General features: G+C 38.1%; 23 protein-coding genes. 11 read left to right on the top strand and 12 right to left on the bottom strand.

Going from position 1 to position 26,999, the window contains the following annotated elements:
- Nucleotides 1–2,703, bottom strand: a complete 2,703-nt coding sequence (locus tag HPE63_RS04210) for a putative LPS assembly protein LptD (protein ID WP_188312963.1) — start codon at nt 2,701–2,703, stop codon at nt 1–3.
- A gap of 138 nt (nt 2,704–2,841) precedes the next feature.
- Between HPE63_RS04210 and HPE63_RS04205 the strand changes: the two genes are divergently transcribed.
- From HPE63_RS04205 to HPE63_RS04155, 11 genes are all read left to right on the top strand, one after another.
- Nucleotides 2,842–4,146, top strand: a complete 1,305-nt coding sequence (locus HPE63_RS04205) for an N-acetylmuramoyl-L-alanine amidase family protein (RefSeq protein ID WP_188312962.1) — start codon at nt 2,842–2,844, stop codon at nt 4,144–4,146.
- Between the two features lie 55 nt (nt 4,147–4,201).
- Nucleotides 4,202–5,170, top strand: coding sequence for an MlaD family protein (locus tag HPE63_RS04200; protein ID WP_188312961.1), 969 nt, complete (start codon nt 4,202–4,204; stop codon nt 5,168–5,170).
- Nucleotides 5,171–6,517, top strand: coding sequence for a (Fe-S)-binding protein (locus tag HPE63_RS04195; RefSeq protein WP_188312960.1), 1,347 nt, complete (start codon nt 5,171–5,173; stop codon nt 6,515–6,517). It abuts the gene before it with no gap.
- Between the two features lie 18 nt (nt 6,518–6,535).
- Complete coding sequence (locus tag HPE63_RS04190) at nt 6,536–7,327, top strand: (Fe-S)-binding protein (RefSeq protein ID WP_188312959.1); 792 nt, start codon at nt 6,536–6,538, stop codon at nt 7,325–7,327.
- Nucleotides 7,328–7,368: 41 nt separating this feature from the next.
- Nucleotides 7,369–7,851 carry an ABC transporter ATPase gene (locus HPE63_RS04185; protein WP_188312958.1) on the top strand — a complete coding sequence of 161 codons (483 nt, stop codon included), beginning with the start codon at nt 7,369–7,371 and terminating at the stop codon, nt 7,849–7,851.
- A gap of 107 nt (nt 7,852–7,958) precedes the next feature.
- Nucleotides 7,959–10,871: a glycoside hydrolase family 3 N-terminal domain-containing protein gene (locus HPE63_RS04180; RefSeq protein ID WP_188312957.1), complete on the top strand. Its 2,913-nt coding sequence runs from the start codon at nt 7,959–7,961 to the stop codon at nt 10,869–10,871.
- Nucleotides 10,872–11,003: 132 nt separating this feature from the next.
- Nucleotides 11,004–12,149 (top strand): N-acetyl-alpha-D-glucosaminyl L-malate synthase BshA, encoded by a 1,146-nt coding sequence (gene bshA / locus HPE63_RS04175; protein ID WP_188312956.1) that lies wholly within the window; start codon nt 11,004–11,006, stop codon nt 12,147–12,149.
- 1 nt (nt 12,150) lies between these two features.
- Complete coding sequence (locus HPE63_RS04170) at nt 12,151–12,618, top strand: hypothetical protein (RefSeq protein WP_188312955.1); 468 nt, start codon at nt 12,151–12,153, stop codon at nt 12,616–12,618.
- A gap of 120 nt (nt 12,619–12,738) precedes the next feature.
- Entirely contained in the window at nt 12,739–13,920 is a 1,182-nt protein-coding gene (locus tag HPE63_RS04165; RefSeq protein ID WP_188312954.1) for an OmpA family protein, read from the top strand.
- Between the two features lie 161 nt (nt 13,921–14,081).
- Nucleotides 14,082–15,044, top strand: a complete 963-nt coding sequence (locus HPE63_RS04160; protein ID WP_188312953.1) for an ATP-grasp domain-containing protein — start codon at nt 14,082–14,084, stop codon at nt 15,042–15,044.
- Between the two features lie 144 nt (nt 15,045–15,188).
- Nucleotides 15,189–15,875 carry a metallophosphoesterase family protein gene (locus HPE63_RS04155; protein ID WP_188312952.1) on the top strand — a complete coding sequence of 229 codons (687 nt, stop codon included), beginning with the start codon at nt 15,189–15,191 and terminating at the stop codon, nt 15,873–15,875.
- Between the two features lie 39 nt (nt 15,876–15,914).
- On the opposite strand, the gene HPE63_RS04150 is transcribed toward HPE63_RS04155, so the two are convergent.
- The 11 genes from HPE63_RS04150 to HPE63_RS04100 all read right to left on the bottom strand — a co-directional run bounded on the left by HPE63_RS04150 (nt 15,915) and on the right by HPE63_RS04100 (nt 26,985).
- Entirely contained in the window at nt 15,915–16,580 is a 666-nt protein-coding gene (locus HPE63_RS04150) for an LbetaH domain-containing protein (RefSeq protein ID WP_188312951.1), read from the bottom strand.
- 323 nt (nt 16,581–16,903) lie between these two features.
- The gene (locus tag HPE63_RS04145) at nt 16,904–17,119 is read right to left on the bottom strand and encodes an acyl carrier protein (RefSeq protein WP_188312950.1); all 216 of its coding nucleotides are present in this window, start codon (nt 17,117–17,119) and stop codon (nt 16,904–16,906) included.
- A 3-nt stretch (nt 17,120–17,122) separates the two neighbouring features.
- Nucleotides 17,123–18,193 (bottom strand): 3-oxoacyl-ACP synthase III family protein, encoded by a 1,071-nt coding sequence (locus HPE63_RS04140; RefSeq protein ID WP_188312949.1) that lies wholly within the window; start codon nt 18,191–18,193, stop codon nt 17,123–17,125.
- Nucleotides 18,194–18,196: 3 nt separating this feature from the next.
- A complete protein-coding gene (locus tag HPE63_RS04135) occupies nt 18,197–18,919 on the bottom strand; it encodes an SDR family NAD(P)-dependent oxidoreductase (RefSeq protein WP_188312948.1) in 723 nt (240 codons plus the stop codon).
- Nucleotides 18,916–19,314, bottom strand: coding sequence for a MaoC/PaaZ C-terminal domain-containing protein (locus HPE63_RS04130; RefSeq protein WP_188312947.1), 399 nt, complete (start codon nt 19,312–19,314; stop codon nt 18,916–18,918). Before HPE63_RS04130 ends, HPE63_RS04135 begins: the two co-directional genes overlap by 4 nt.
- Nucleotides 19,311–19,553 (bottom strand): acyl carrier protein, encoded by a 243-nt coding sequence (locus HPE63_RS04125; RefSeq protein WP_188312946.1) that lies wholly within the window; start codon nt 19,551–19,553, stop codon nt 19,311–19,313. Before HPE63_RS04125 ends, HPE63_RS04130 begins: the two co-directional genes overlap by 4 nt.
- Nucleotides 19,554–19,557: 4 nt before the next feature.
- Nucleotides 19,558–21,282, bottom strand: coding sequence for an HAD-IIIC family phosphatase (locus HPE63_RS04120; RefSeq protein ID WP_188312945.1), 1,725 nt, complete (start codon nt 21,280–21,282; stop codon nt 19,558–19,560).
- A 148-nt stretch (nt 21,283–21,430) separates the two neighbouring features.
- Nucleotides 21,431–22,642, bottom strand: coding sequence for a UDP-N-acetyl-D-mannosamine dehydrogenase (gene wecC / locus HPE63_RS04115; protein WP_188312944.1), 1,212 nt, complete (start codon nt 22,640–22,642; stop codon nt 21,431–21,433).
- On the bottom strand, nt 22,642–23,763 hold the full coding sequence (gene wecB, locus HPE63_RS04110; RefSeq protein ID WP_188312943.1) for a non-hydrolyzing UDP-N-acetylglucosamine 2-epimerase: 1,122 nt from the start codon (nt 23,761–23,763) through the stop codon (nt 22,642–22,644). The genes wecC and wecB overlap by 1 nt, the downstream gene beginning before the upstream one ends.
- A 54-nt stretch (nt 23,764–23,817) precedes the next feature.
- Entirely contained in the window at nt 23,818–25,062 is a 1,245-nt protein-coding gene (locus HPE63_RS04105) for a glycosyltransferase family 4 protein (RefSeq protein WP_188312942.1), read from the bottom strand.
- Nucleotides 25,063–25,113: 51 nt separating this feature from the next.
- On the bottom strand, nt 25,114–26,985 hold the full coding sequence (locus tag HPE63_RS04100; RefSeq protein WP_188312941.1) for an alginate lyase family protein: 1,872 nt from the start codon (nt 26,983–26,985) through the stop codon (nt 25,114–25,116).
- Between the last annotated feature and the right edge of the window lie 14 nt (nt 26,986–26,999).

Raw genomic sequence — 26,999 nt, 5'->3', positions numbered from 1 at the left:
TCACCTTGACCGTTGGCTTCTATTTTCCCATTTTAAGTCACTAAGAATAGAGCTCTTGATCCCGATAAAGAAATACCACCTTTTGTAGGTGCCAAAGGGCGTCCAATTGAAACGCATAACAAAACTCTTTAAATCGCGTTCAAAACGCAATTGGGTCAGCGTAAATCCTTTGCCTTTGAAATCATAACCCGATGAGCCACCAACCTTCCATCTTGGCGATAGTTCAATATCGCCAGAGAACATTAATGAGTGACTGCTAAATTCATTTTGTCTCGCGGAATTGGAGTAAGAGGCTGAATAGGCCAATCTAAGATTCCAAGGTAATTTTGTACCGAAAATGGGATTTTCCACATCCTCGCCTGCTTTATCTTCCCTCATAGGGTTATCCTGAAAACTATCCGCCCTTCCAAAGAGGTCGTCCGTTCGACCTCCACTTTGGGCCACATAATCGAATTGATTTACATCCTCGTCTTTGTCATCCTTGTCCTTATCTTTCTTAAATGTCTCATTACTCAAGGAATATCCAACATTAAAGTTCGCACGGGTCAAACGCAAGAGGCTTCCACCATTATTGATGTTAAGGGTGTTTATTCGCCTGCCATTATTGTCAATGGCATAGGGATCAAGGCCTGCTGAGAAATTCACCGACATCTTATTATCGAGTAGATTGGTGCCACCATTGACACTAAGGGGGCTCAATTTCAAGGAATCCGATTCAAAATTATATCCTGTTGAAATATTGAAGTTACTTAAAATAGGTACTTTTTTTGGTTCGGTGGCCGTTGAATCCTTGTCCCTTACTTTGGCTTCAAGGGTATTGGCCAAGGAAAAGCTAAGACTGTTCGATTTGCTTAGACTAGGCGAGCCATAGAGCGTGTTTTGGAATCGTGTGAATTGAACCACGTCCCCGTCTCCATCAATATACTCATCATAGAACTGTTCAAATGAAGGGGCATAGCCATAACTCAAGGAAGGGCGCATTACATGGCGAATGGCCTGTATTTTTTTATCCTCACCAAAGTTGAATGTACCATATAGAGTGGTACCTATACTTGCACTCAAATTATATTTATTAAATCGGTCAAAACCACTGATAGTATCCGTAACTACCTCTTCAAGATCTTCGTCGTATCTTTTATCAAAGGTTTGCAGGGTCCACACATCTTCATAGCTCCCTCCAACACTAACACTAAAAAATTTCGCTACTTTAAAATTGGTAGTGATTGGAATTTGGTGTTTGGCCCCGATTTTGGCTCCATCGAACATTTCGGCCTTTAAGAAATCATCATCAGTGGTCGATATCCTGTTCGCGGCATTTAAATCGTACTGAAAATTGATATTTTGAATAATCCCTTTTTTTATACCATCACGTTTGGCGAATGGGAAAATACGCTCCATACTTGCCTGTAAGGTTGGCAGGGTCATATCAATTGTTTTGGTATTGGTATTTTGGCTATGGGTGGCCGTTAAACTCATGTTCACCGAAGGGTAGGCAGGAAAAGTCTTGGAATAGGATATAGAGGAAGACAAAGTATTGTTTTGGGTGCTCGGCAAGTTTCGTTGTTGTAAGGAATTTCGATAATATTCACTGCTCCCCATGTTTACAGATGCCGAAAACCTTGAATTGGGACTTGCCTTGGTATCTTGGGAGTGTGACATTTGTATGTTCCAGTTTTTGGTGAGGCTATAATCGCTGAATCCTTTTTGACTGGTGACCAAATTTTCGAACCTGAAATTAATGTTCCCACTATATTTATAGCGTTTGGTATAGATCGATTGGGTCTTGAAACCCCAACTTCCATTGGTATAAAAATCCCCGGTCACTAAAATATCGGCATAATCGCCCAAGGGTACATAATATCCCATATCCTGAAGAAAATACCCCCTGTCGGCCTGGTTGCCAAAGGTAGGCATCATAATGCCGGCAGACCTGCCGACAGTCAGCGGAAAGTAGGCAAATGGCAAGGCAATGGGAGTTGGTACATCGGCGATGTATAAGTTGCTATACCCAGCGATAACTTTCTTCTTAGGCACAAATTTCGCCTTACGGACCCTGATATAATAATCAGGATTTATAGTGTCTGTCGAAGTGGTTATTTTAGCTTCTTTTAAAAAATAGACCGAATCGTTTTCCTTTTTGGTAATGTTGGCATAAACTTTCATAGCATCACTGCCCAGTTGCCCTAAACCGGCTTGTTGTTCTGTCCGGGAATTCCATATGATGGCTTTTTGGGTATCAAAATTAAATCGAATCGAGTCTGGGATAACCTCATTCTCTCCTTGTTTAAAATAGGGTAGCTGCGAATAATTCCCAATAGAATCCTTAATGCGTCCGGCATATACCTCGTTCTTCACATAATCCATGACAATAATACCGGCCTTGAGCTCGGTATCCTGATATTTTATTTCAGCTTCATTGTAGAGATAGATTTTTTGTTCCTGCTGACTGAGTTTTACATAATCCTTCGCCTTATATTCTATAATATCGAGTAATAAGGGAGGTTTTGTTTTTACGGTATCAACGACTGTAGAATCATTTATGAACTTTTTGTTGTATTCAGCCTTTGTAAGAAGGGGTGCTACTATGGTATCCTCAACCGCTTTAATGGGCAAAGGCACAATTTTATCTTCCTGAGCGCGTCCAGAAAGGCCACCAATAATAAGTAGTAATAGGAAAAGTAAATAGTGTTTATTTGATTGCAAGGCTATATATCCTATTTTTGTAAAGGTTTGGCTTGACTTTATGGAAATCAAACTTACATATATTTTTTGTTCCCCTTACAGGGTATTACAATAATTTTAACCAATTAAAGATCCTCAAATCATCTTTTGAATATGAACATGAACCGTTTTTTTCTTACCGCTTTGATTCTTATACCTTTAGTGCTTTCCGCTTTTAGAAAGGATAATGGCCCGCAAAGGAATGATGGAAAGTTTGTAGTTGTATTGGATGCCGGTCATGGTGGGCATGACCCTGGCAATTTGGGCAATGGATACCTTGAAAAGAACATAGCCTTGAACATTGTATTGAATGTAGGTAGGCTCTTGGAAGCCAATCCCGATATAAAGGTTATTTACACGAGAAAGGATGACTCATTTGTAGATTTATTCGTTCGGGGTGAAATTGCCAATAAGGCGAATGCAGACTTATTCGTTTCGGTGCACTGTGATTCACATTCTTCCGATGCCCACGGTGCAGGGACCTTTGTTTTGGGATTACATGCCAATAAGCAAAACTTTGAGATTGCGAAGAAGGAAAACTCGGTAATTTATCTTGAGGATAATTATGAAGTCAGATACGCGGATTATGATATCAACTCTCCAGAATCGATTATAGGACTGACGATTATGCAAGAAGAGTTTTTAGACCAAAGTATTGCCTTGGCAAAAATGATACAGGATAATTTTACGGGGCAATTAAAACGTGTGAACCGTAAAGTTAAACAAGCGGGTTTTATAGTGCTGCATCAAACCTTTATGCCCAGTGTATTGGTGGAAACTGGTTTTCTTACCAATAAAGACGAAGGTGCTTATTTAAATTCAAAAAATGGTCAGGTACAAATGGGAAGGGCTATTGCAGAAGCGATACTCAATTATAAAAACAGTGTCCATAAAGGTGTACCCGATCAACCTATGGAGGCTGCGAAAAAGGAAATCGCCCAAAATGAGGTAGTAACAGAACCAATAGAAACCGAAAAGCCTGTAACTATTTCAACACCACCTGAGAATGAAGAAAATCTTGATGCTAGTTCGAATGGGTTAGAGGACAACCCCGTGATAAAAGAATCTATGGAGACCCCAAAAACCGTAGTAGGGAATTCCGAGGTTAAAAAGGAGACGGTTGTCAAAGAAACACAACCGAAAACCACCGAAAATGTACTCAAGGTGACATTTAAAGTTCAAATTATGGCAAGCACCAAAGATTTGGAATTAATTCCCCAAAATTTCAAAGGACTTGGTAAAATATCACGAGAGCCGTATAAAAATCTCTTTCGATATATGTATGGGAGTACCACTGCGTATGATGAGGCAAAATTGCTAAAATCGAACGCCGATGCAAAAGGGTATACAAGTTCTTATATAGTAGCCTATAAAGAAGGTGTAAGAGTACCGCTAAAAGAAGCCCTGAAATACGTTTCGGAATAATAACAGCAGTCTCGATTTTATTTCTAATTTTGTTAGTAACGATAAACCAATCCATTTGAAAGTATCCAGGGAAATTAAGACAGGAATAATCGTAGTTGGGGGAATCCTACTTTTTATATTAGGATTTAGCTATTTAAAATCAACACCTTTATTCGATAACAGCAAGACGTTTTATGCGGTTTACGCCCATGTTGGCGGTCTTCAACCGGGTACCCAGGTTTCGATAAACGGTTATAACGTGGGGATTGTCAATGATATTAAGTTCAAGGATTCATCGGGCAGCCTATTGGTAACATTCTCTGTCAATAACGAATTTAATTTTTCCAGGAACAGTAAGGCGGAGTTGTATGACACGGGTATTATCGGCGGGAAAGGAATTCAAATAAGGCCTGTTTTTGATGGAGCCCCCAATGCACAATCGGGAGATACACTGGTCACTGAGATACGACCTGGACTGACGGAACTGGTGCAACAAAAACTTACCCCTTTGCAACAAAAGATAGAGGGGGCCTTTACCAATGCAGATAGCTTGTTGATCAGTGTTAATCAGGTTTTGGATGCAAAGACGAAAAATGAATTAAGGGAATCTATTGCAGGGTTAAATGGACTTATGAAAAGTTTAGAGGGAAGTGCGGATATCCTTAATCAACTATTGCAGAAAAACCAAGGTAAGCTTGATAGTTCTTTGACCAATTTCAATGAACTTTCTTCCAATTTTGCAAAACTTTCCGATTCATTGAATAATGCGGGGCTTGGACGCACATTGGCGAGTTTGGAATCTACAGTCTCTAATTTGGATAAGATACTCGGCCAGATAGAACATGGCGATGGTACAATGGGTAAACTTATGAAAGATGAGCAGTTATATAATAATTTGAACAATGCCTCGAAGGAATTGGATCTGCTCTTACAGGATTTTCGTCTGAACCCTAAAAGATATGTCAATGTTTCGGTTTTCGGAAAAAAACAAAAGGATTATACCCTACCTGAAAATGACCCTGCCGAAAAAATAGAACAACCATAAATGGAGTATCTTCCCAATATACTATTTGCCCTAATCCTTACTGCAGGTATTGTTTTTTTTGCCCGTAACGTAAAAAAACTAATTCGGAATATCAAGTTGGGCAAGGCCATTGAGGTCAATGATAATAAGCCCCAACGTTGGACGAATATGGTCAGAATCGCCTTGGGCCAGTCAAAAATGGTCGTAAGGCCTATTCCTGGCATACTGCATCTTCTGGTCTATGTCGGCTTTATAATTATAAATCTAGAGGTACTTGAAATCATAATCGATGGACTTTTAGGCACACATAGGATATTTGCGGGACTTGGCAGCCTATATGATATCCTGATCGCTTCTTTCGAGATATTGGCCTTTTTGGTCATTGTCGCTGTAATAGTTTTTTGGATCCGTAGAAACATTATTAAACTACAACGGTTTATGAATCCAGAAATGAAGGGATGGCCCAAAAATGATGCTAACATGATCCTTTACATCGAATTGGTATTAATGTTCCTGTTTTTGACCATGAACGCGGCTGATTTCAAATTGCAACAACTTGGGGTAGCACATTATGTAGAGGCAGGTTCCTTTCCCATAAGTCAGTTTATGGTGCCCTTTTTTGATGGATTGTCAACTCAAACCTTACTTATTATTGAACGAAGTGCATGGTGGTTGCATATTGTTGGCATCCTCTTCTTTTTAAATTATCTCTACTATTCCAAACACTTACATATTCTGTTGGCCTTTCCCAATACGTATTATGGTAAGTTGGAACCAAAAGGAAAATTAGAAAATTTGGGTTCGGTGACAGCGGAAGTGAGGTTGATGATGGACCCCGATGCGGATCCATTTGCCGCACCCACTGAGGATTCTTCGACCGCAGAGGCAGATACCTCAGAACCTGAAAAATTCGGTGCATCCGATGTCACTGATTTAAACTGGGTACAGTTGTTGAATGCATACACCTGTACAGAATGTGGTCGCTGCACCAGTGAATGTCCGGCGAATCTAACAGGAAAGAAGCTTTCCCCGCGCAAGATAATGATGGATACTCGGGATAGGTTAGAAGAGGTGGGTAAGAATTTAGATGCCAACCAAGGAAAATTTGTCGATGATGGCAAACAATTATTGGATGACTACATCACTAGGGAAGAACTATGGGCCTGTACCTCATGCAATGCCTGTACCGAAGCCTGCCCTGTTAGTATTGATCCCTTGTCCATCATTATCGATATGAGGCAATATCTTGTAATGGAACAATCCGCTGCACCATCTGATTTGAATAATATGATGGGCAATATAGAGAATAATGGAGCACCTTGGCCTTTCAATCAAATGGATAGATTGAATTGGAAAGACGAATCCTAGAAAATAACGATGCTTAGTATGGGAAGTGAAATGAAAGTACCGACAATGGCAGAACTTTTCGCCTCGGGAAAGCAACCTGAAGTTTTATTTTGGGTGGGCTGTGCCGGCAGTTTTGACGATCGGGCAAAGAAAATAACAAAGGCATTTGTGAAAATCCTTACAAAGGCCAATGTTTCTTTTGCCGTATTGGGAACCGAGGAGAGTTGTACCGGGGACCCTGCCAAAAGGGCTGGAAATGAGTTTTTGTTCCAGATGCAGGCGGTTACGAATATTGAGGTTATGAACGGTTATGGGGTGAATAAAGTGGTCACAGCTTGTCCCCATTGCTTTAATACCTTAAAAAACGAATACCCCGGACTGGGAGGCAATTATCAAGTATTGCACCATACCCAATTTTTAAAGCAATTGTTGGATGAAGGTCGAATTAGTTTGGAGGGTGGCTCATTCAAAGGAAAAAGGATTACTTTTCATGACCCCTGCTATTTAGGCAGGGCCAATAATGTCTATGAAGCCCCGCGGGAGCTGATCAGAAAGTTGGATGCCGAATTGGTTGAAATGAAAAGCTGCAGATCCCATGGCTTATGTTGTGGGGCCGGGGGTGCCCAAATGTTCAAGGAACCTGAAAAAGGGGATAAGGACATTAATGTGGAACGAACAGAACAAGCATTGGAGACAAACCCGGAAATTATTGCCGCTGCCTGTCCCTTTTGTAACACAATGATGACCGATGGGGTCAAAAGCAAAGAAAAAGAGAACAATATAGCGGTCATGGATATAGCCGAACTGATTGCCAAAGCCGGGGATCTCTAAATTAAATTGACTATTAACCATAATACCCAAAACCAATTTCTATGTTAGTAGCATTCAATACGTTGCCAGATTCATCCAGACTATGGGTCTATCAGGCCAGTCGAAGTTTTACGGAGAATGAATTGCATGAGATTAGACAGGAGTTGGATGCGTTCATAGAGGAATGGACCACCCACGGAAGCGATTTAAAGGCAGGTTACGAAATACGGTACAACCGATTTATTATCTTGGCTTTGGATCAAACACAAACTTCGGCTTCCGGATGTTCTATCGATGCATCGGTACATTTTATCCAACAATTGGAAAAGAAATATAATGTGGAGTTATTGGATAAGATGAACGTATCTTATAAACAAGGGGAATATGTAGCCTATAAGCCGTTGAATGATTTTAAGAAAATGGCCAAACAAAAGGCGGTTTCAAAGAACACCATAGTATTTAATAACTTGGTGACCAATAAGGGGGAATATTTAGAACATTGGGAGGTTCCTGCTTCCGAAAGCTGGCATGGCCGATTTATGTAATGTTTTTTTGGTATTGTATTTGTAAGTTCCAATTCCGAATAGATATGGAATCCGATGAAATGCAATATTTTTTTTGCTTTTAAGTTATTTCCTTAGACTTGTCCAATATGCGATTATATAGCATTATTTCATTCTTCTTATTAATAGTTATAGGTGCCAATGCACAGTATAACCCATTGGTGGTAAAAGATACTTTGGGGCAGCAAAATTGGGTAAATGCCAAATATGATGCCATGACCCTAGATGAACGATTGGGACAATTGTTTATGGTTAGTGTGGCATCGAGCCAAGAAAAGGCCAGTATAGATAAAATCAAGGCACTGATAAAGGAACATCATATCGGAGGTGTGATTTTTTCGACAGGAGGACCTGTACGACAGGCTAAGCTAACCAATTCCTTTCAAGCAGAATCGAATATACCTTTACTAGTGGGAATGGATGCAGAGTGGGGATTGGCCATGCGATTGGATTCTACCTATGCCTTTCCATGGAATATGACTTTAGGGGCCATTACCGATAATTCGATTGTTGAAAAAGTAGGGCGACAAATTGGGTTGCATGCCAAGAGATTGGGGGTACATATTAACTTCGCGCCGGATATTGACATAAATACAAATCCGCTCAATCCTATTATCGGTAACCGTTCTTTCGGTGAGGACCGGGATAATGTGGCCGATAAGGGTATTGCCTTTATGAAGGGTATGGAAGGTGCAGGGGTCCTCTCTAGTGGAAAGCATTTTCCCGGACATGGCGATACGGCAACAGATTCCCACCATGCCTTACCATTGATCGACTTTTCAAAAGAAAGGTTAGATAGTCTTGAACTTTATCCCTATAGAAAATTGATCAAAGCGGGACTGAGCAGTGTGATGGTAGCACATTTAAACGTTCCGAGTCTGGAAATCAAAGAAGATTGGCCCTCATCCCTGTCCGAACAAATAATTTCAGGGATTCTTAAAGAGCAGATGGGATTCGATGGCTTGGTGTTCACCGATGCCTTGAATATGACAGGGGTTACCAACCATGGTAAGGATGGTGATGTTGAATTGGCCGCTTTCCTGGCAGGCAATGATATTTTATTGATGCCCACTGAGGTAGCCAACGCAAAGAAAAAGCTATTGAAGGCTTATGAACGAGGTAGAATCACGGAGCAAAGATTGGCCAATTCCGTCAAAAAGATACTCCAGGCCAAATATAAGGTTGGGCTGAATAAGTATAAACCTATTGAAATCAATGGTTTATACGAAGACCTGAATGATATTCAAAGTGATTTGGTGTATGAAGAGGCCATTGAAAAAGCTATAACTGTAGTAAAAAACAAGTTTTATCTTTTGGGCATTAAAAAGTTGGAAAACAAAAAGATTGCTTATGTAAAGTTTGGCGATGCCGATAACAAACCATTTATCGATGAATTGAACAAATATGCAGAGGTCACCCAAGTGAATGGTAAAGACCTAGCGACTTTAAAAGAAAAATTAAAATCGTACAATCTCATTATCATAGGGCATCATAAAAGTAATGAAAGCCCTTGGAAACCTTACAAATTCTCTAAACAAGAGCTGGAATGGCTACAAGGGATTGCAGATGAACGGTCATCGAACCTTGTATTAGCTGTATTTACCAAACCGTATGCCCTCATGGACATAAGTTCCTTTACTAATATAGATGCTGTTGTGGTTGCTTATCAAAACAGCGTCCTTGCACAACAAAAATCCGCCCAGCTTATTTTTGGGGGTATAGCTTCGAAAGGCGTTTTACCGGTTTCGGCACATGCTGATTTCCCTGTCAATACCAATGTGCAGATAAGTTCCTTAAAACGACTTGGGTATAGTTTTCCTGAACGCGTAGGGCTGAGTTCTGGGAAATTAGGTGAAGTCGATAGATTGGTTAAGGATGGTTTAGATTCGCTTATGTTCCCAGGTGCACAAGTACTTATAGCTCGTAGGGGAAAAGTAGTCTATAACAAAGGGTTTGGGTACCCGACTTATGAATCTAAGACGGAAATCAATACTGAAAATATATATGACCTAGCTTCCTTGACCAAAATCTTAGCGACCTTACCTTTATTGATGAAGATGGAGGAAACCGGGAAAATCGCTTTGAACGATACCTTTCAGGAATTGATACCAGAATATTCGGAAACGGCACTAAAGAACGTCACGGTTTTAAAGGCCCTGTCCCATTATGGACGGCTACCGGCCTGGATAGCCTTCTATGTCAATACATTGGATGAAAAAAGAAAACCCTCTTCTGAATTTTATAGAAATAAACCGATAGCGGGTTTTACGATCAAGGTTACCGATAATCTATTTTTAGCTGATGCCTTTAAGGACACTATTTATAATCGGATTGGGCGTCAAGATCTTAAATCGAACCGGTACCGCTACAGTGATGTTGCCTATTATGTGATGAAAAAGTATATTGAAGATGCATATAAAACGCCTTTGGACAAGTTGGCCGATGATTTTCTTTTTAAACCCCTTGGGGCCAATAACACAAGTTACAATCCGCTGGAAAAATTCCCTAAAAATCGAATAGTACCCACCGAGGAAGATAAATACTACCGATACCAAACTGTGCAGGGTTACGTACATGATATGGGCGCAGCCATGCAAGGTGGGGTAGGAGGGCATGCAGGTCTGTTCAGTAATGCCAATGATGTTGCCAAGATTATGCAGTTGTACCTACAAGGTGGGGAGTACGGGGGTACACGGTTTTTGGATTCCAGGACCATCAAGAAATTCAATACCTGTTACTTTTGTGATAAAAATGTGAGAAGAGGTGTGGGTTTTGACAAGCCACAATTAAAGGATAAGGGACCGACATGCGGATGTGTTTCTAGAAAGAGTTTCGGTCATAGCGGTTTTACAGGAACATATACCTGGGCGGACCCTGATGAGGAGTTGGTCTATGTCTTTTTATCCAATAGAACTTATCCATCAGCATCAAATACACTATTAGTTAAATCTGCGCTTCGGACAAGAATCCAACAAGCTATTTACGACGCTCTCATTAATTAAACCTCAAAATGTTCCTTTCCATTTTCCTAAAATTGCAATATTCTCTTCAAATGAAATCGGGAACTTCTTAAACTTTTTGTAAATAAAACGATGGGATATCGACATACCATACGATTTGATTAAATTTATCCAATGAAGATAGCGATTGTTTGTTACCCAACGTTTGGTGGAAGTGGTGTCGTGGCCACGGAATTAGGAATTGCATTGGCCGATAGGGGCCATGAAGTGCATTTTGTAACGTATCGCCAACCGGTACGTTTAGACTTGTTGAGCCATCGAATTCACTTTCATGAGGTTCATGTACCGGAATATCCTTTATTCCACTATCAACCCTATGAATTGGCTTTATCCAGTAAATTGGTAGATACCGTCAAATTGTACGGGATAGATTTATTGCATGTACACTATGCCATTCCACATGCCTATGCGGGCTATATGGCTAAAAAAATGTTGGAGGAAGAGGGAATATACCTGCCAATGATTACGACATTACATGGAACGGACATAACGCTAGTGGGAAAACATCCATTTTATAAGACCGCCGTTAATTTCAGTATCAACCAATCCGATGTAGTCACAGCGGTTTCAGAGAATTTAAAACAGCGTACCCTTGAATTCTTTGATATTGAAAAAGAGATTGAGGTAGTACCTAATTTTATCGATAAAAATAAGTATAGCACTTCGTTTACAGATTGTCAAAGGTCGTTAATGGCTGAAGAACACGAGCGGATTATCACCCATATAAGCAATTTTAGAGCGGTAAAGCATATCCCCGATGTCATCCATATCTTCAATAAGATACAGCAGGAAATTCCCTCAAAATTGGTCATGGTCGGTGAAGGTCCCGAAAAAGAGAATGCCGAGTTCCTATGCGAGCAGTTAGGGATTATGGATAAGGTACATTTTCTAGGTAACAGTAATGAAATAGATAGGATACTATGTTTTTCAGATTTGTTCCTTTTACCATCCAAATCGGAAAGTTTTGGATTGGCAGCTTTAGAAGCCATGATCAATAGGGTACCCGTTATTTCAACCAATGCTGGAGGTATTCCAGAGGTTAATATTCATGGTGTTACTGGCTTTTTAAGCAATGTAGGGGATGTAGAAGATATGGCAAGCAATGCCTTGAAAATTTTAAAGGATGAAGCTACCTTGGAGCGTTTTAAGGACAATGCAGCAAGAGTAGCGGCGAAATTTGATATTCTAAATGTACTACCTTTATATGAATCGATTTACTTGAAGGCCTATAATACCCGTTTGAACGAGACTTTAAAATAGGATGAGATATTTGACACTGATTATTTTTGCTATTCTTTTTTCCTGTAAAGGACAAAAAAAGGCCGCTATGGAAAATGGGGATGGGCAAAACGACGATTTTGGTTCACTCACTTTGGTGCTTCAAGATAATTATAGCGGTTCCATTACCCCGGATACCCTGATTATAAAGGATAGCAAAACCCTACAAAAATTCTTTTCAAAAGTAAATAGGACCCGTAAACCGGGAATACCGGTCCCAGAGGTTGACTTTGCCCAGGAAATGATATTGATCCTTTGTAGTGGTGAGCAGTCCGTTGGGAGGCAGGTATCACTATCGTTGGCTGCTGAGAACGATGAAGAATTGATACTGAAGACAACAGCTATAGAAACAACGAAAGAAAAGAGTGCTTCCACAGCACTGGTAAGTCCTTTTAGTGTCTATAAAATGCCATTGACACACAAGAGGATTTCCTTTGAAAAGGAGCAATAAAATCAACTTAGGGACACCATTTCGCGCATTCTACCGAAATTCTAGGCTTTTCAAACAACTTATTTGTTAAGATTTCAACTTACCCATTACTTTACTCCCTGAAGTCCAAAATCTTAACCTATGAAAAATTATACGCTATGTGTATTGGTATTGCTAATGCTTGCCACCACTCCGATTTTATCCCAAGAAGATATACAGCTCACTTCAAAAGACAGTATTGTCCAAAGTTCTTGGGTCTTAGGACTCGGCTTAAATATAGTGGACGATACGGCTACACCATTTGGTGAAACCTTCTTGGATATCAAAGATACATGGAACGCAGTGCCTTATCCATCCAGAATCAGTATAGGTAGGTTTTTCAAGAATGGACTGGGTATAGAGGCCATAGGTACCTATAATAAATATAAGGTTGGAAAGATCATTGATGGAGCTATAAATACTGCGCCACGTGATTACTTTGCCATTGATGGAAAAATAAGTTACGATTTAAATAAATTGATCGGAGAAACCAACTGGTTCGACCCTTATCTTCATGTTGGCGCGGGATATAGTTCTATTGGTAATGTAGGTAGGTCTACAGCAAATGCTGGTTTTGGCTTTAATACTTGGTTCAGCGATAGGTGGGGAGCAAATTTCAACACCATGGGGAAATGGGGTATTAAAGAAGGTACAACAAAGCAATTACAGCATTCTGCGGGAGTTGTTTATAGATTTGATGTGGAAAAAGGCCTTTCTAAAAAAGGGGAGGAAAAATTAGCCCTGATCACGGCTATGGAAAATGACAAGCAACGTGTTGCCGATTCCTTATCTGCCGTGCAAAGAGCCAAGGACGAAGCGGCTATGGCTGAACGATTGGCCCAAGAAAAGGAAAAAGCAAGACTCACAGCTTTGGAAAAAGAGAAGTTGGATGCCGAGAAACAGAGAAGACAACAATTGGAGGATGCTATAAATGCTTTGGGTCATGTCTATTTTGATTTTGATTCTTCCTATTTAAACAAACCCTACAAGGGGTTATTGGATAGGTTGGCCTTGATCCTGCAAGAGAATCCATCTGTGACCTTAAAAATCGGCTCCCATACCGATTCCAGGGGTCCAGAAAAATACAATATGTGGCTCTCCGAAAAAAGGATGCAACATACCAAAGCGTATTTGGTTGAACAGAAAGGAATAGATGGGGCTAGGCTAGTAGGGGAGGCTTTTGGTGAGACCGAATTGATCAATGAATGCAAGGACCATATTCGATGTTCCGAAGAAAAGCACAGACAGAATAGGAGGTCGGCGTTTAAGGTGATAAGCTATTGAGCTAATACTAATATGTTAGCTAAAGGAATACGGAACAATGATTTGTTTATAGAAATTGATTAGTATCATTGTAGGGGGAAATAATAACTATAAATTTGTTTAAGATTTATTCTAAAAGCTTAAGTAGCTTATAAAAACTAGGATCAACTTTATAAAGACCTATGAAAAATATTTTCGTAACAGGAGCCAGTTCACTAATTGGCTATGGAATTCTAAAATCAATTAGAGGTACGAAAAAACCCTTTAATTTAATTGGATCAACAATTCATGAAAATTCCATTGCCCCGGCCTTTACCGATGTTTGTATCCATGCCCCATTTAGTGGTTCAGAGGGTTATATTGATTGGATTATTAAAGTTATTAAAGATCACCATGTAGATTTAGTCATTCCAAGTTTCGACGAAGACGTCCATTTTCTATCCAATAACAGAAAACAAATAGAGTTGACAGGAGCTAAATTGGTTTTGAATAATTTTGATTTGGTTCATTTATGCAATGATAAATGGGAATTTTATCAAGTGCTGAAAAGCAACAACTGTCCGTATGCCATTCCCAGTTCGCTTTCATCTGATTTTGATGAATTGGTAAAGGAATTTGGTTTGCCATTGTTATTAAAACCGCGAAAGGGTTTTGCCTCTAAAGGGATTGTCAAGGTAAAGGATGAAGATACCTTTAATCTTCACAAAGCCGAAATTGGCAACCATCTGATGGTTCAACCTATAGTTGGACAGGATGATGAAGAGTTCACAACGGGTGCGTTTTGTGACGGAAAGGGGGGATATTATGCCATAATAACTTTTAAAAGAAAATTATCGAAGGAAGGATATACCAATGAGGCAGAGGTGTTTGAGAGTAAACAAATCGAAGAAGCCGTATTGGGTATTTGTAAAATTTTAAAACCAATGGGACCCACGAACTTTCAGTTCAGGATTCACAATGGGGTGTGTCAACTTTTAGAGATCAATCCACGTTTTTCCGCATCTACATCGATGAGGAGTGCCTTTGGCTATAATGATGCCATCATGGCCATTGAATATTATTTGGAAGGTAAAATTCCAAAACAGCCAAAAATTAAACAAGGAAAAGCGATTAGATATGTAGAGGATTTTATTTTTTATTCATGAAACGAACATTAATAAATTTTAAACATTTTTTCACAAAAGGGAATGTTTAGAATTTTTAATGTGAGAGCGAATGCATCGAGTGGTTGCACACGTTCTCAATTTGATAATTATCATAAAATTAAATAATTGCTAAAATTTGAACGTGTGAAAATAGGGGTAATATCAGATATACATGGCAATTATGAGGCTTTAAAATCGGTTCTTTCCGAATTGGACAGATTGGGAGTCTCGGAAATTTATAGTTTGGGAGATGTCGTTGGATATTATTCCCAGGTCAATGAATGTTGTGAAGAACTCCAAAAAAGGGAAATCCCGAATTTAATGGGCAATCATGATTGGTATTTGGCCAGTGGTGGTTTTTGCCCTCGATCTAGCAGTGTTAATGATTGCCTAATTTATCAAAGGGAAGTAATTACCGATAAAAATATTAAATGGCTTCGGTCGAGTGCCATACAACGGTTTGTTGGCAACATTCATATGGTTCATGGCGGATGGTCCGATCCCATTGATGAATATTTAAAGGTACCGAGCGAAGAATATTTTTCAAGAATTGAAGGTGAAATATTTATGTCTGGTCATACCCATATTCAAACGTTGCAGGTGTACAAAGATAAACTCTACTGTAATCCAGGTTCCGTAGGTCAACCTAGAGATCGAAACCCAAAAGCGGCATTTGCCCTAGTTGAAAATGGGAATATTTCCTTACATAGGGTAGATTACGATATTGATAAAGTAAATGAATTGATGATAAAAGCTGGATTCAACGACCCTAATTATAAGGCTTTAAAAAAGGAAGAAAGGTTTTATGCCGGCTTTCATAAACAGAAATAACCAATAACGTTGACATCTGTTTCTGTTTTAAACCTGTATTTAATTTACTTTAGGAATCGCCATAACTTTTTCTTTAAAGCGATAGAAAACCGTTGTATCGTCTTTGACATTTTTATCCACGGTCATTCCGGCTTGGATCACATTATTGTTGCCGATCTCAACACCTGGAATTGCAAATGATCTAATTCCGAAGTAATTGTTATTACCCACTTTGACCGATCCGGCAACACCTGCTACTGAAAAAAAGTTATTGTCCCCCACAACACAATCATGAGCGATAAAACAATAGGCCGTAAGCAAGTTGTAACTACCTATGGTGGCATATTTCTCCAACATACAAAATGGGCCTACTATATTTCCTTCACCGATATTAAGATTTTTAGGAAGTACAACGCTATGGTGGATAAAACTACCGATTTTAGCCTTCTTGGCCAATAAGGCCTTTATCATTTTCTCTCTAAAAGCGATATCCATAATCGCAATCAAGACCTCCTCATCAGGTTTTGGTTCGTAAGCATCAATATCGCATAAAACAGGAGCCTCGAAATTATATCGGTCATAATGCGGCTTTACATTTTCTGCATAATCGATATAACCCAAAATATTAATTCTTTCCCCTTCAGGTACTTTGGTATTATTGTCTTCGATAAAAAATGTTACTTCCGAGGCACCTCCACCGGTACCTAAAATAATTACGTTTCTCATATTCCTAATATGCTTTAGCGATTGTATTTAACCCAAATCTACTTTTTATTATTGGAAATGGCAATTCAATTTTTAAAAGAATAGGTTTAAAATAATAATGTAGTATAAAATCTTATCTAATAGTCGCAATTTCTATGTTATATATTTACCAATCTTCATTGGCTTAACTCTAATTATACCTGTTGTTAAAGTATAATTTCTTCGGTTTTAGGACAAACTATTTGTACGTCCTTTTTTATAGGCTACTCATAATCTGCACTTTTGGCTTTCATAAAAAAAAGGGTTTTTATAAATATCCGACATAAATGGTTGCATCGCTTACACTACATTTTACCTTCTATTAGCTCCTTTAGCCCCAAAATAGTTCCTGAGTTATTGATTTCCTCTGCCGATAAGGCCACACTATATTCCGAATCACAAAAAGCGATTATAGATAAAACTGCCAATGAATCCCATGCTTCGAAAGAGTTTAGTTCATCACTGAGTTCAACAGTTTCTACTTCCAAGATTTCAGATATTATTGATATATAGTTTTCCATAGTTTAATTATCGTAATCAATAGTTTCGCAAAAGTCTAAATTACTCATTTCCATTAAAAGCGAAGACCAACTTAATCCAACTCCAAACCCTGCCATGCAAATAAGAAAAGATTCATTTTTTAATTTACTTCCCAAATTAAATGTAATTGCCGTAGGTATTGTAACACTATTGGCATTACCAAAATTTTCAACAACGTTATTTGGGACCTTTATTTCTGAAACACCCATCTGATTTGCAAGTTGTTTTAACATGAATTTATTAGGCTGATGAAACATGAAATAATCTACGTCCTCTTTTGATGAACCCGCCTTATCCAATAAATTATCGATCATTGGAGGAACTTCTTTTTGAACAAAATTAAAGACTTCGTCACCTTTCATGTCTACATGGTCCAATGATTTTAGATTCCCCGATTTATCTTTCTCCAATTTTGCGGTCATTTCAGAGGAAGGCAGTTTAAAAGCCCCTGCAGGAATAATCAAGGCGTCTGCCCCTGCGCCTTCAGCCTTTATGGAACCATATATAGTTTTGCCATTCGAATCATTCTCAACAATGGTAATTGATGCCGCATCCCCAATTATAGGTCTACTACTCCTATCATTTTTCGATACTTTCGTACTCATGATATCGGCATTAAGCACCACTACTTTGTTGATTTCATCTTGTTCAAGCAACATAAAGGCTTGATTTAAACCAATTGGATAGCCAGCACACCCTTGGGTAATATCGGTGCAGTAGATATCTTGCTTTAAACCAAGTCTACCATGAATAATATGACTTGTTGGGGGCATAAAATGATCTGGGGATACCGTGACCACGATTAAAGCGTCAATATCATTTTTATGCAGTAGTTTTTTATCGAATAGATAATTCAAACCCGATACACATAAATCTGAAATTGTTGTACCCTTATTTACTACTCTACGTTTATCAAAACCCATGACCAATTTGAGTTTCATGGATTGCCGATGTGTAAAATCATAATTGTCAATTTCATCCTCAAAATTGACTTCATTTTTTGGTAAAACTGTAAGAATACCTGTAATTTTCTTATTGCTAAACGATAGATTCATAATTTATTTGATATTAATTCCATGGTTCATTAAGATGTCAACACCATTGATGTGTGATGAAGCTTTTGTTAAAAAAAGTATAGTTTCGGCAACCTCCTCAACCGTTAATAGTTTTTTCAAAGGATGATCGGCGATCATTTGATCTATAATTCTATGGTCAATTTCGGATGTTAAACTTGTCTGCATGAATGAGGGGGAAACGGCATTGGAAGTTATATTGAATTTTATGTTTTCACTTGCCCAAGATTTTACCAAAGACCCCAAGTAGGCTTTATTTGCGGTATAGCACGCCCAGCCAAGTGGAGGTGTGTTTGCTAAGCCTGAGGTTAAAACGGTAATCAATTTCCCGCTTTTTTTCTTTCTGAAAAGGGCAATAGCAGCCTGTGCAATGCGTATTGTCGGGATAATATTATTGTTGAAATCAGTGGTAAAGTCCTCCTGGGGTATTTTATAAAAATGGGTTCGAGTGGCATTATCATGGTATGCATTGTTGATCAAGACGTCGATATTCAGAGAACCAATGGTATTAACAAGGGAATCGACTTCAGATTCCTTTTTGAAATCACATTTGATGGATTTTGTATTACTGAAATCCATTATGAGTTTTCTAGCGTTTTTTTCCGAATTCGAAAATGTAAAATAAATCGTGTTCGTTGCATCTTTTGCAAGAACCCTTGTAATTGCTTCTCCCAATCCTGAACCGCCGCCTGTGATTAATATATTCATTTTATTACACCTATTTGGAATTTGCCTTTGGCAACAATTTGAGCGTTTCTATTTGTAAAATTATACTTAAACTCCACCGCTTTCACCGATTCATACATCCCGATAACTTCGGCATTAAATTGTAATTCATCATTTAAGTAAACCGCATTTTTAAATTGAATCTCTTGGGAATGGATTATGACATCCTTTGTTGGTAGTTTTTCACCAATAAAATAGGATAAAAAGCCATTTAAAATATTCCCGTGCATCACTACGCCATCAAATCCTTTATCAATAGCAAATTGCTGATTCGTATGTAGGGGGTTATTGTCCTTGAAAACATGGATAAACCCCTCATAAGTTTCTTTGTTTACGATAAATAATTCTTTAAAGGTATCCTTTACTTTAAAAATCATATTCCTTTTTCTTGTATACAATCCATCATTTCACCTACGTCGTTCCAATTTTGGATTTCATTGGATTTAAAACTGATCTTGAAATGTTTTTCAATGGCCACGACCAACAATATGTGCGTTAAGGAATCCCAGTCATCCACATCTTCAGCTTTGGTAGATTCTTCAACAACTATATCTTCATTGTCCAAGGTGTCAATAAAAATTTCATTTATTTGTTTTAACATTTCTTCTCTTATCATACCTCTATTTCTTGATTTTAATATGGCTTGTTTTAATTTTGGCATTCTTTACTTCTAGGATATAATAAGGGTCATTTTTCTTAAACCCAAAATCTGGATAAAGGTCTTTTACCATCGCATTCTTTGCCGTTGGGATGTATTCCCCTTTAATATATAAAAATCCGTTTTCTTTTGCATAATCTAGGATTGTATTCAGTACAAAATTTTCCATATCCCGTTTTAGTACCCTACAACTCATAAACCAAGTATCTATGAATAAGGATTCTTTATCTTCTTTGTGTAAGATTATTACACATATCAATCCATTATCCCCAAATTTATCCTCAAGCGTAAATGTAAATGTAGCATAATCCTTGGATTTGGAAATTCGTTCAATATCCCCTTCCGAATAACGAATTGTCCTCAGATTAAATTGATTTGTTCGTTGGGATAATTGGGCTACTCTTGGCCTATTGAATTTATTAAAAGGTTTTATTTCCGATGTCATATCCAAATTGGCCAAGAAATCATCCTCATTCGTGAATTTTTTCTGGACCTTCACTCTCTCAGCTTCAATTTGATAGAGTTTGGTTCGTTCTGCGTCTTCATTTGAAAAAGAAACGGTTTCAAAAAGATTCAACCCGTATAAATATTCCAAATAATTGGCGGGGTCTTCGGGTAATTCAGGAATACAAATATCCGGAATGTTTTCCCGAACTATATTGCGTTCAAAAGGGTTGTCATCCAAAAAGACCATAGAATCAAAACCGATGTTCAGAATGCTTTGTATTTGCCGTATATTATCTACTTTATTTTCCCAGTTGGCGATGAAAACAGAAATATCCGTCAATCGCAACACCATATCAGGGTGTTTTTCAAAGGGTTCCTTTGCAATAGACTCTGTATTTTTACTGCAAACAGCAACGATAATTCCTCTGTTCTTTAATTTTTTGATCCAATATTGGAATTCGGAAAAAGCTTTTCCAATTCCCAAATTACCTATTTGAATATTCTCTAAACCATCATCGCCGATAACTCCTCCCCACGTCGTATTATCCAAATCAAGAATCACACATTTTTTGATCTTGCCATTGATGGCTTTGATCAAATCAATTGATTTTTCCGCTACATAAGGTAAGATATCGATACTTAAAACCATTTCCGTGCTAACGTACATAGAGGGCTGAAAAACACATCTTTTTCCCTCTTGATTTTGTAAAGTAGAAAGATCACATAAATACAAATTTGGTTTTTTTGAGGCCATTACCATCAACTCATAATTGAGTTTTCGTAATTGAAATAGAAAAGAGGCTTCTGTTTTATTGGCATAATTCCCAAAAATGGAATCATCAATTTCAGTATAATTGTAATATATTATTTTGGCTGAAAGGTGATTCGTGATATTGGAATACATCGTATCAATGGCATCCAACTCATCAGTTGCCAAGGAAGTCTGTTTTTCTGGATCCAGTTTATTGTATTTCCCCAATAATTTATGGGAAGATTGAAATATAAGAACCAAATCTGGCTTAAATTCGAACAAATCAGAGGAAAGATCATATACTTGTCTTTCGATCTGATTAAAATCGGCCTCCCATATTTCAAGGTTGAAACCATGGTCATAGCCTAAACCCCTCAAAGCTTGAGTTAAAAATTGGGTAGCAGTATCCCCTAAGACCGCCAATTTGATAGTTTTTAAACTGGAAAAGTCTTTTTTAAGGTTTTTTTTAAGTTGTAAAAAATCTTTCACTTTTATTTGGTTTCTAACTAGTTTGATTGCCAACTCTTAACATAACGAACATTAATTAAAAATCGTCTTTTAACGTAGAATTATTGCCAAATGCAATTCTTGTTTTTTGCATTTACTATAACACCATATTCCACTTTAATATAAGTTGTTACTTATAGATTCCGCAAAAATCCAATACCACCTTATCAGGGGTTTTGGTTAAGGACTTAAACTCTTTATGAGCCACAAGAAAAACAGCGATATCGGCCTTTTCAAAAGCCGTTTTATAGTCTGTGAGTTTAAATACGTTATGTTCATGTATATTGGGTTCTACAATATAATACTCTTCATTATTCGCATTTTGTAATACACGTTGTACAATATATTTGGCCGGAGACTCCCTTAAATCATCAATATCCGGTTTAAAAGCCAGACCCATCAATGCAATTTTGGGCTTTCTACCATGTTGCAATTCAAATTGCAGCTTGGTATTTTGGACCTTTTCTGCACACCAAAATGATTTATAATTATTCACCTCCCTCGCAGTCCCTATTATTTTAGATTCCATGGGGTAATCGGCTACAATGAAGTAAGGGTCCACGGCGATACAATGACCACCAACCCCACATCCGGGCTGTAAAATGTTTACCCTAGGGTGCTTGTTGGCCAAGTTTATCAATTCCCAAACATTGATATCAGCTTTATCGCAAATCAACGACAATTCGTTGGCAAAGGCTATTTGAACATCCCTGGATGAGTTTTCCACCAATTTGCACATTTCGGCTGTCCGCGCATTGGTTTTATGCAATTCACCCTTTACATATTTAGCATAAAAAGCAACGGCTTTTTCTGTAGATTTCCCATCAATTCCTCCAATAACACGGTCGTTGTGCACCAATTCATACATCACATTCCCTGGCAATACGCGTTCAGGGCAATAAGCAATATGCAATTTTCCATTGAGTTCGGGACGTTCTTCATAGATATAGGTCATCATCTTTTCCGTAGTACCTATGGGGGAGGTAGATTCGATGATATACAAATCACCTTCTTTCAGCAAAGGAAGTATTGCAGTGGTCGCAGCATGGACGAAAGAAATATCCGGTTCATTTTTGTCTTTAAAAGGGGTAGGTACAACAATTAAGTAGGTGTTTGCCACTACGGGTGTTGTTGCAGCTTTTAAAAACCCTTTACTTACCGCATTCGATACCGATTTATCCAAAGAAGGTTCCACGATATGGATTTCACCCCTATTGATGGTATCCACCACATTTTGGTTGATGTCGACACCATGTACATAGGTTCCTCCTTCAGCTATTAAAGCTGCTGTTGGCAGGCCAATATAGCCAAGCCCGATCATTACTACTTCTGGATTGTTCATTAATTCAAATTTTGTATAAATTCCACAATTCTTTTACTCGCCTTTCCATCCCCATACGGGTTATGAAGTCTGCTCATATTTTTATATCGCTCTGTATTGCCCATAAGATCTATGGTCTCACTCACAATTTTTTTGGTATCGGTACCCACTAGGATTACCGTACCGGCATCCACAGCTTCGGGCCTTTCGGTGGTGTCACGCATAACGAGAACGGGTTTGCCCAAACTTGGGGCTTCTTCCTGTACGCCACCACTATCAGTGATCACGAGCTCGCATTTGTTCATGAGCCAAACAAAGGCGGGGTATGCCAATGGGGCGATTAATTTTATATTGTCTTGCTTTCCTAAAATATCATATACCGGTTTCTGTACTTTTGGATTTAAATGCACCGGATAAATGATCTGTACATTATCTACCCTTTCCCCGATTTCTTTTAAGGCATTACAAATATTGATAAATCCTTGCCCGTGATTTTCCCTTCGATGTCCTGTGACCAATATGATCCTTTTAGTAAAATCCAGCTCGCGCTTTAGATGTATAATTTCAGGATCCTCGAGGTTGTCAACTTTGGAAACGCTTTCGAAAAGTGCATCAATAACCGTATTGCCGGTGATTAAAATATTTTCTTTGGAAATGCCCTCATTCCGTAAATTGTCGAACGAAGTTTGTGTTGGGGCAAAATGATAATCCGCAACATGTCCTGTAATTGTTCTATTGATTTCCTCAGGAAAAGGGGATTGCTTGTTAAAAGTTCGTAACCCGGCTTCTACATGACAAATTTTTGCCCCGGAATAGAAGCCCGCAATACTTGATCCCATGGTGGTGGTGGTATCCCCATGAACATATACATAATCCGGTTTAAAATCTTCGAGAACGGGTTGTAACCCAGTAATTATGGCCGCAGTTAAACCGTAGAGGTTCTGGCCTGGTTTCATTAGATTCAAATCATAATCCGGTACTATTTCAAAGAAATCCAGCACCTGATCGAGCATTTCTCGATGTTGTGCGGTAACACAAACCTTTGTTTCAAAAGTTGGGTTTTTTAAAAACTCTTTTACCAAAGGGGCCATCTTAATGGCTTCTGGACGGGTGCCGAAAATAATTAGATTTTTCTTTTTCATTCTTTAATTTTATAGGCTTATTATTTGAAGTTGTAAATTTTATTGCAGGTACAATTACTTTAATAATCTTTGCATTTCCTTTAGGTATTTAAGTCCCAATTTTTCTCTATCAAAATGCTCCTTGGCATATAAATAACCGTTTTCCCCTTGTTCTTTCATATCAAAATCACCTCGAATATACTGCCTAACTTTTTCCGCAATATCATCGGCATTCTCTGGTTCCGCAAATACCCCACATTTAGCATCCTCAACAACCAATTGTCTCGAAACACCATCTATGGCCAATAAAACAGGTTTTTTACAGGACATATAATCGAACGTCTTATTGGAATAAATAGTTTTAAAGGTATCGACTTTTTTTAATACGGAAGTTCCCACATCGGAGGCCAATATGTATTTGAATGCCATCGATTTATTTACATGACCTATAAAGCGAACATTTTGTAGCTTTTTTGCTTTAACTGCTTCCATTAGTGAGTTTTTGGTCATACCCTCACCTACAAGTTGAAACAGCACATTGGTGTCTTGCAACCTTTCAGCAGCCTCGATGAGTTGAATCAAATGATTTGCAATTCCATGGGCGCCTATATAGGTTACAACAAACTTATCATCGATACCTTCCTCTATTCTAAATTTTTTGGCGTCAAAATCGGCCATTACTTTATCTGCTACAGAAAAATCAGCAGCGTTAGGTATATAGATTATCTTTTCAGTCGGTATATTCTTGTCTTTTATTAATTTTTCCCTGAATGCGGGTGTCAGAACATTTATTAACTTTGCTTTTTTGTAAATGGTCTTTTCAAACCAATACGAAAATTTTATCAAAAAGGGATTGCTTATGACACCCGTATCTATGGCGGACTCCGGCCATAAATCCCGTACTTCAAAAATTAAGGGTATTCTTTTAACAGATGACAAAATATAAGCGGGAATGGCAACGAATAATGGGGGAGAAGTAACGAGCATTAGATCATATTTCCCCCTGACTTTAAATAAACCTGCCCAGGTACTAGAAAAAACAAATGAAAAAAAGCCAAATAACCTACCGAGAAAATTTGGACTTTTTGATGTGTCGGAAACATAACATCGAAAGACTTCTGTATTCTTATAAAATTCTTTTTCATGGACGAATAGCTTGCCCTGTGAGTCAATTACTTTTTCTCCTGATACACTGCGCATTCCAGCGATCACAGTAACTGAGTGACCCTCTTCGGCCCATAGCTTGGCCATTTCATTAAAACGGGCCCCTCCACCTTGACCTTTGCCCAAAAAATATTGATGTATTAAAAGAATTTTCATTTTGGTTAACTTCTATGTTTACTTTAACTTAATTTTAGTAACATTCGTATGTTAAGTGTCTATTTTAATTGTAGTACTAAATCCGGTTTTTGAATAGTAGGTATGCCTGATCGAGGGTTCAATCTCACCATAATAGTTGGAACACCATTTTTCTTCTATTTCCGGATGTAAAACATTGCCGCTGCCATCTTTACAGTTGATAAGGACTTGATCATAAGTTTTTGGATTAAAATGCCAATAGAGTTGTGCTACATAACCATCGGCATTTTTTATTCTATCTGTAACCTCCCATTTATTTACCTTCTTTCTCTTTACCACTTCTCTATGGTGGACAATTTTATTTCCAAGTTCCGGAAAACCTGTAAATTGGCCATCGAATATAAAATTATCTTCCTTTTCGGTTATGGTTGCTGTCGCTTTTTTATTCCAATAATTCCAAATAAACCTGCTTCCTTTTAGCATTTGGTTCTTTTTATCAACAGAAACGGTATTATGTCCATAACAGTGGTCAAAAAATAAACTATACTTTTTTTCCGCATTATATTTATAAGACCCAGTGTCCCATATGTAGTTATGGCCATCTAACCATATATCTACATGTAAATTATCCGCATGTCCAGGTCTGTCTTTGTATTTGGCACACTTTACCAAGGTTTTTGAAGAACCATCATTTATGACATAATGACCACCAAAAGGATAAGACGATAATTTGTTTGGTTCAAAGGGCACTATGTAGCAATTGTTGATGCCATACCACAACTGACTTTCATTATGTTCTGAAACTTCACGATGTAAAACGGCACTTAAATCATTAATTTGAGAGGTATAAACGCGATAGTTGTCATCAGTGAGCTTAAAGAACAGTGCGCCATCATTGTTTCCATAATTTGGCAATTTTCCACTAGTTCGGTCCTGACATGTTCGTAAATAGTTTAACGATTTCTCCGACCTATTAATTACGGTCGAATTAAATGGGTCTTTGTGGAGTTCGGCCAGTCTAATACCCCAAGTAAGCAATTGGATCGCTACCCGATGATAATTCATTGAAAATTGTAAAAACGTGCCGTCCTTATAAATTTGATAGGCAATTTCTTCCTCGAACCAATTTTTACCTTTTTTGGACCACTTCTTTGTGTTAGGTAGAAAAGGAAATAACAAACCGCTTAAAAAGAGCATTAGGGTTTCGGTCAGTGCATGATTATTTCTTACCGCAATCCTAGAGAAATCGATATTGTGATACACGTGATGAAGTTGCCAATAAATGGCATTCATGATTTTATTAAAGCGATCTTCAGACAGTTCCTTAGAATTTCTATAATAGTACAATGCAAATGTCCAATTCAATATTCTTATACTGATTTCCTGGCTGCACTTGTAGTTCGGCCCCAAGTTAATCGGATTACAATCAATAAATGAGTCGATTTCATGAAATACAAGTGATGCACAATCTTCTTCAAAATGGTAATCATAACGAATGATATCATACAAAAAAGAAAAACGTGCTTTTTCCCAAACAAATTTTATATCTCCGGCTTCTTTGGACAGATCCTTGATTTTTGTCCAATGCTCTAATTGATATTTGTAATTCGTTTCTGGATTGGTCAACCAATCATAGTTTTCACCCAAGGCAAACTTCGTTTTACTAAAAAATGTATAGGTGTTATCTTTAATTTCATTAAAAGACGCTTCTAATACTACATTTCTGTTTTTAGGAATAGTCAACGATTCCTTGGAATCAAAAAAGAATTGGGGTGCCTCTTTGCGCCATTGGTCCAGTGATATCGAAATATCGATAGGATCAGGGTTTGATGGGAACTTAAATTTCAAAAGCCCGATTTTTACCGATATTTCGTGTATTAAGCGAAATCGGGTATAGCGCATACCCATATTTCCTATGGTATTAAATAGTCTTAAAATCTTCAAATGAAACTTTTTTT

It is taken from the genome of Maribacter arenosus (genome assembly GCF_014610845.1).
Lineage (GTDB): Bacteria > Bacteroidota > Bacteroidia > Flavobacteriales > Flavobacteriaceae > Maribacter_A > Maribacter_A arenosus.
Note: the sequence above shows the minus strand (reverse complement) of the source record. Positions and strands in the feature narration are given on the sequence as shown.

What these genes read in the sequence shown, in the direction of transcription:
- HPE63_RS04205 (WP_188312962.1), top strand. Translation starts at nt 2,842, where the DNA reads ATGAACCGTTTTTTTCTTACCGCTTTGATTCTTATACCTTTAGTGCTT.
- HPE63_RS04195 (WP_188312960.1), top strand. Translation starts at nt 5,171, where the DNA reads ATGGAGTATCTTCCCAATATACTATTTGCCCTAATCCTTACTGCAGGT.
- HPE63_RS04190 (WP_188312959.1), top strand. Translation starts at nt 6,536, where the DNA reads ATGGGAAGTGAAATGAAAGTACCGACAATGGCAGAACTTTTCGCCTCG.
- HPE63_RS04185 (WP_188312958.1), top strand. Translation starts at nt 7,369, where the DNA reads ATGTTAGTAGCATTCAATACGTTGCCAGATTCATCCAGACTATGGGTC.
- HPE63_RS04180 (WP_188312957.1), top strand. Translation starts at nt 7,959, where the DNA reads ATGCGATTATATAGCATTATTTCATTCTTCTTATTAATAGTTATAGGT.
- bshA (WP_188312956.1), top strand. Translation starts at nt 11,004, where the DNA reads ATGAAGATAGCGATTGTTTGTTACCCAACGTTTGGTGGAAGTGGTGTC.
- HPE63_RS04170 (WP_188312955.1), top strand. Translation starts at nt 12,151, where the DNA reads ATGAGATATTTGACACTGATTATTTTTGCTATTCTTTTTTCCTGTAAA.
- HPE63_RS04165 (WP_188312954.1), top strand. Translation starts at nt 12,739, where the DNA reads ATGAAAAATTATACGCTATGTGTATTGGTATTGCTAATGCTTGCCACC.
- HPE63_RS04160 (WP_188312953.1), top strand. Translation starts at nt 14,082, where the DNA reads ATGAAAAATATTTTCGTAACAGGAGCCAGTTCACTAATTGGCTATGGA.
- HPE63_RS04150 (WP_188312951.1), bottom strand. Translation starts at nt 16,580, where the DNA reads ATGAGAAACGTAATTATTTTAGGTACCGGTGGAGGTGCCTCGGAAGTA.
- HPE63_RS04145 (WP_188312950.1), bottom strand. Translation starts at nt 17,119, where the DNA reads ATGGAAAACTATATATCAATAATATCTGAAATCTTGGAAGTAGAAACT.
- HPE63_RS04140 (WP_188312949.1), bottom strand. Translation starts at nt 18,193, where the DNA reads ATGAATCTATCGTTTAGCAATAAGAAAATTACAGGTATTCTTACAGTT.
- HPE63_RS04135 (WP_188312948.1), bottom strand. Translation starts at nt 18,919, where the DNA reads ATGAATATATTAATCACAGGCGGCGGTTCAGGATTGGGAGAAGCAATT.
- HPE63_RS04130 (WP_188312947.1), bottom strand. Translation starts at nt 19,314, where the DNA reads ATGATTTTTAAAGTAAAGGATACCTTTAAAGAATTATTTATCGTAAAC.
- HPE63_RS04125 (WP_188312946.1), bottom strand. Translation starts at nt 19,553, where the DNA reads ATGATAAGAGAAGAAATGTTAAAACAAATAAATGAAATTTTTATTGAC.
- wecC (WP_188312944.1), bottom strand. Translation starts at nt 22,642, where the DNA reads ATGAACAATCCAGAAGTAGTAATGATCGGGCTTGGCTATATTGGCCTG.
- wecB (WP_188312943.1), bottom strand. Translation starts at nt 23,763, where the DNA reads ATGAAAAAGAAAAATCTAATTATTTTCGGCACCCGTCCAGAAGCCATT.
- HPE63_RS04105 (WP_188312942.1), bottom strand. Translation starts at nt 25,062, where the DNA reads ATGAAAATTCTTTTAATACATCAATATTTTTTGGGCAAAGGTCAAGGT.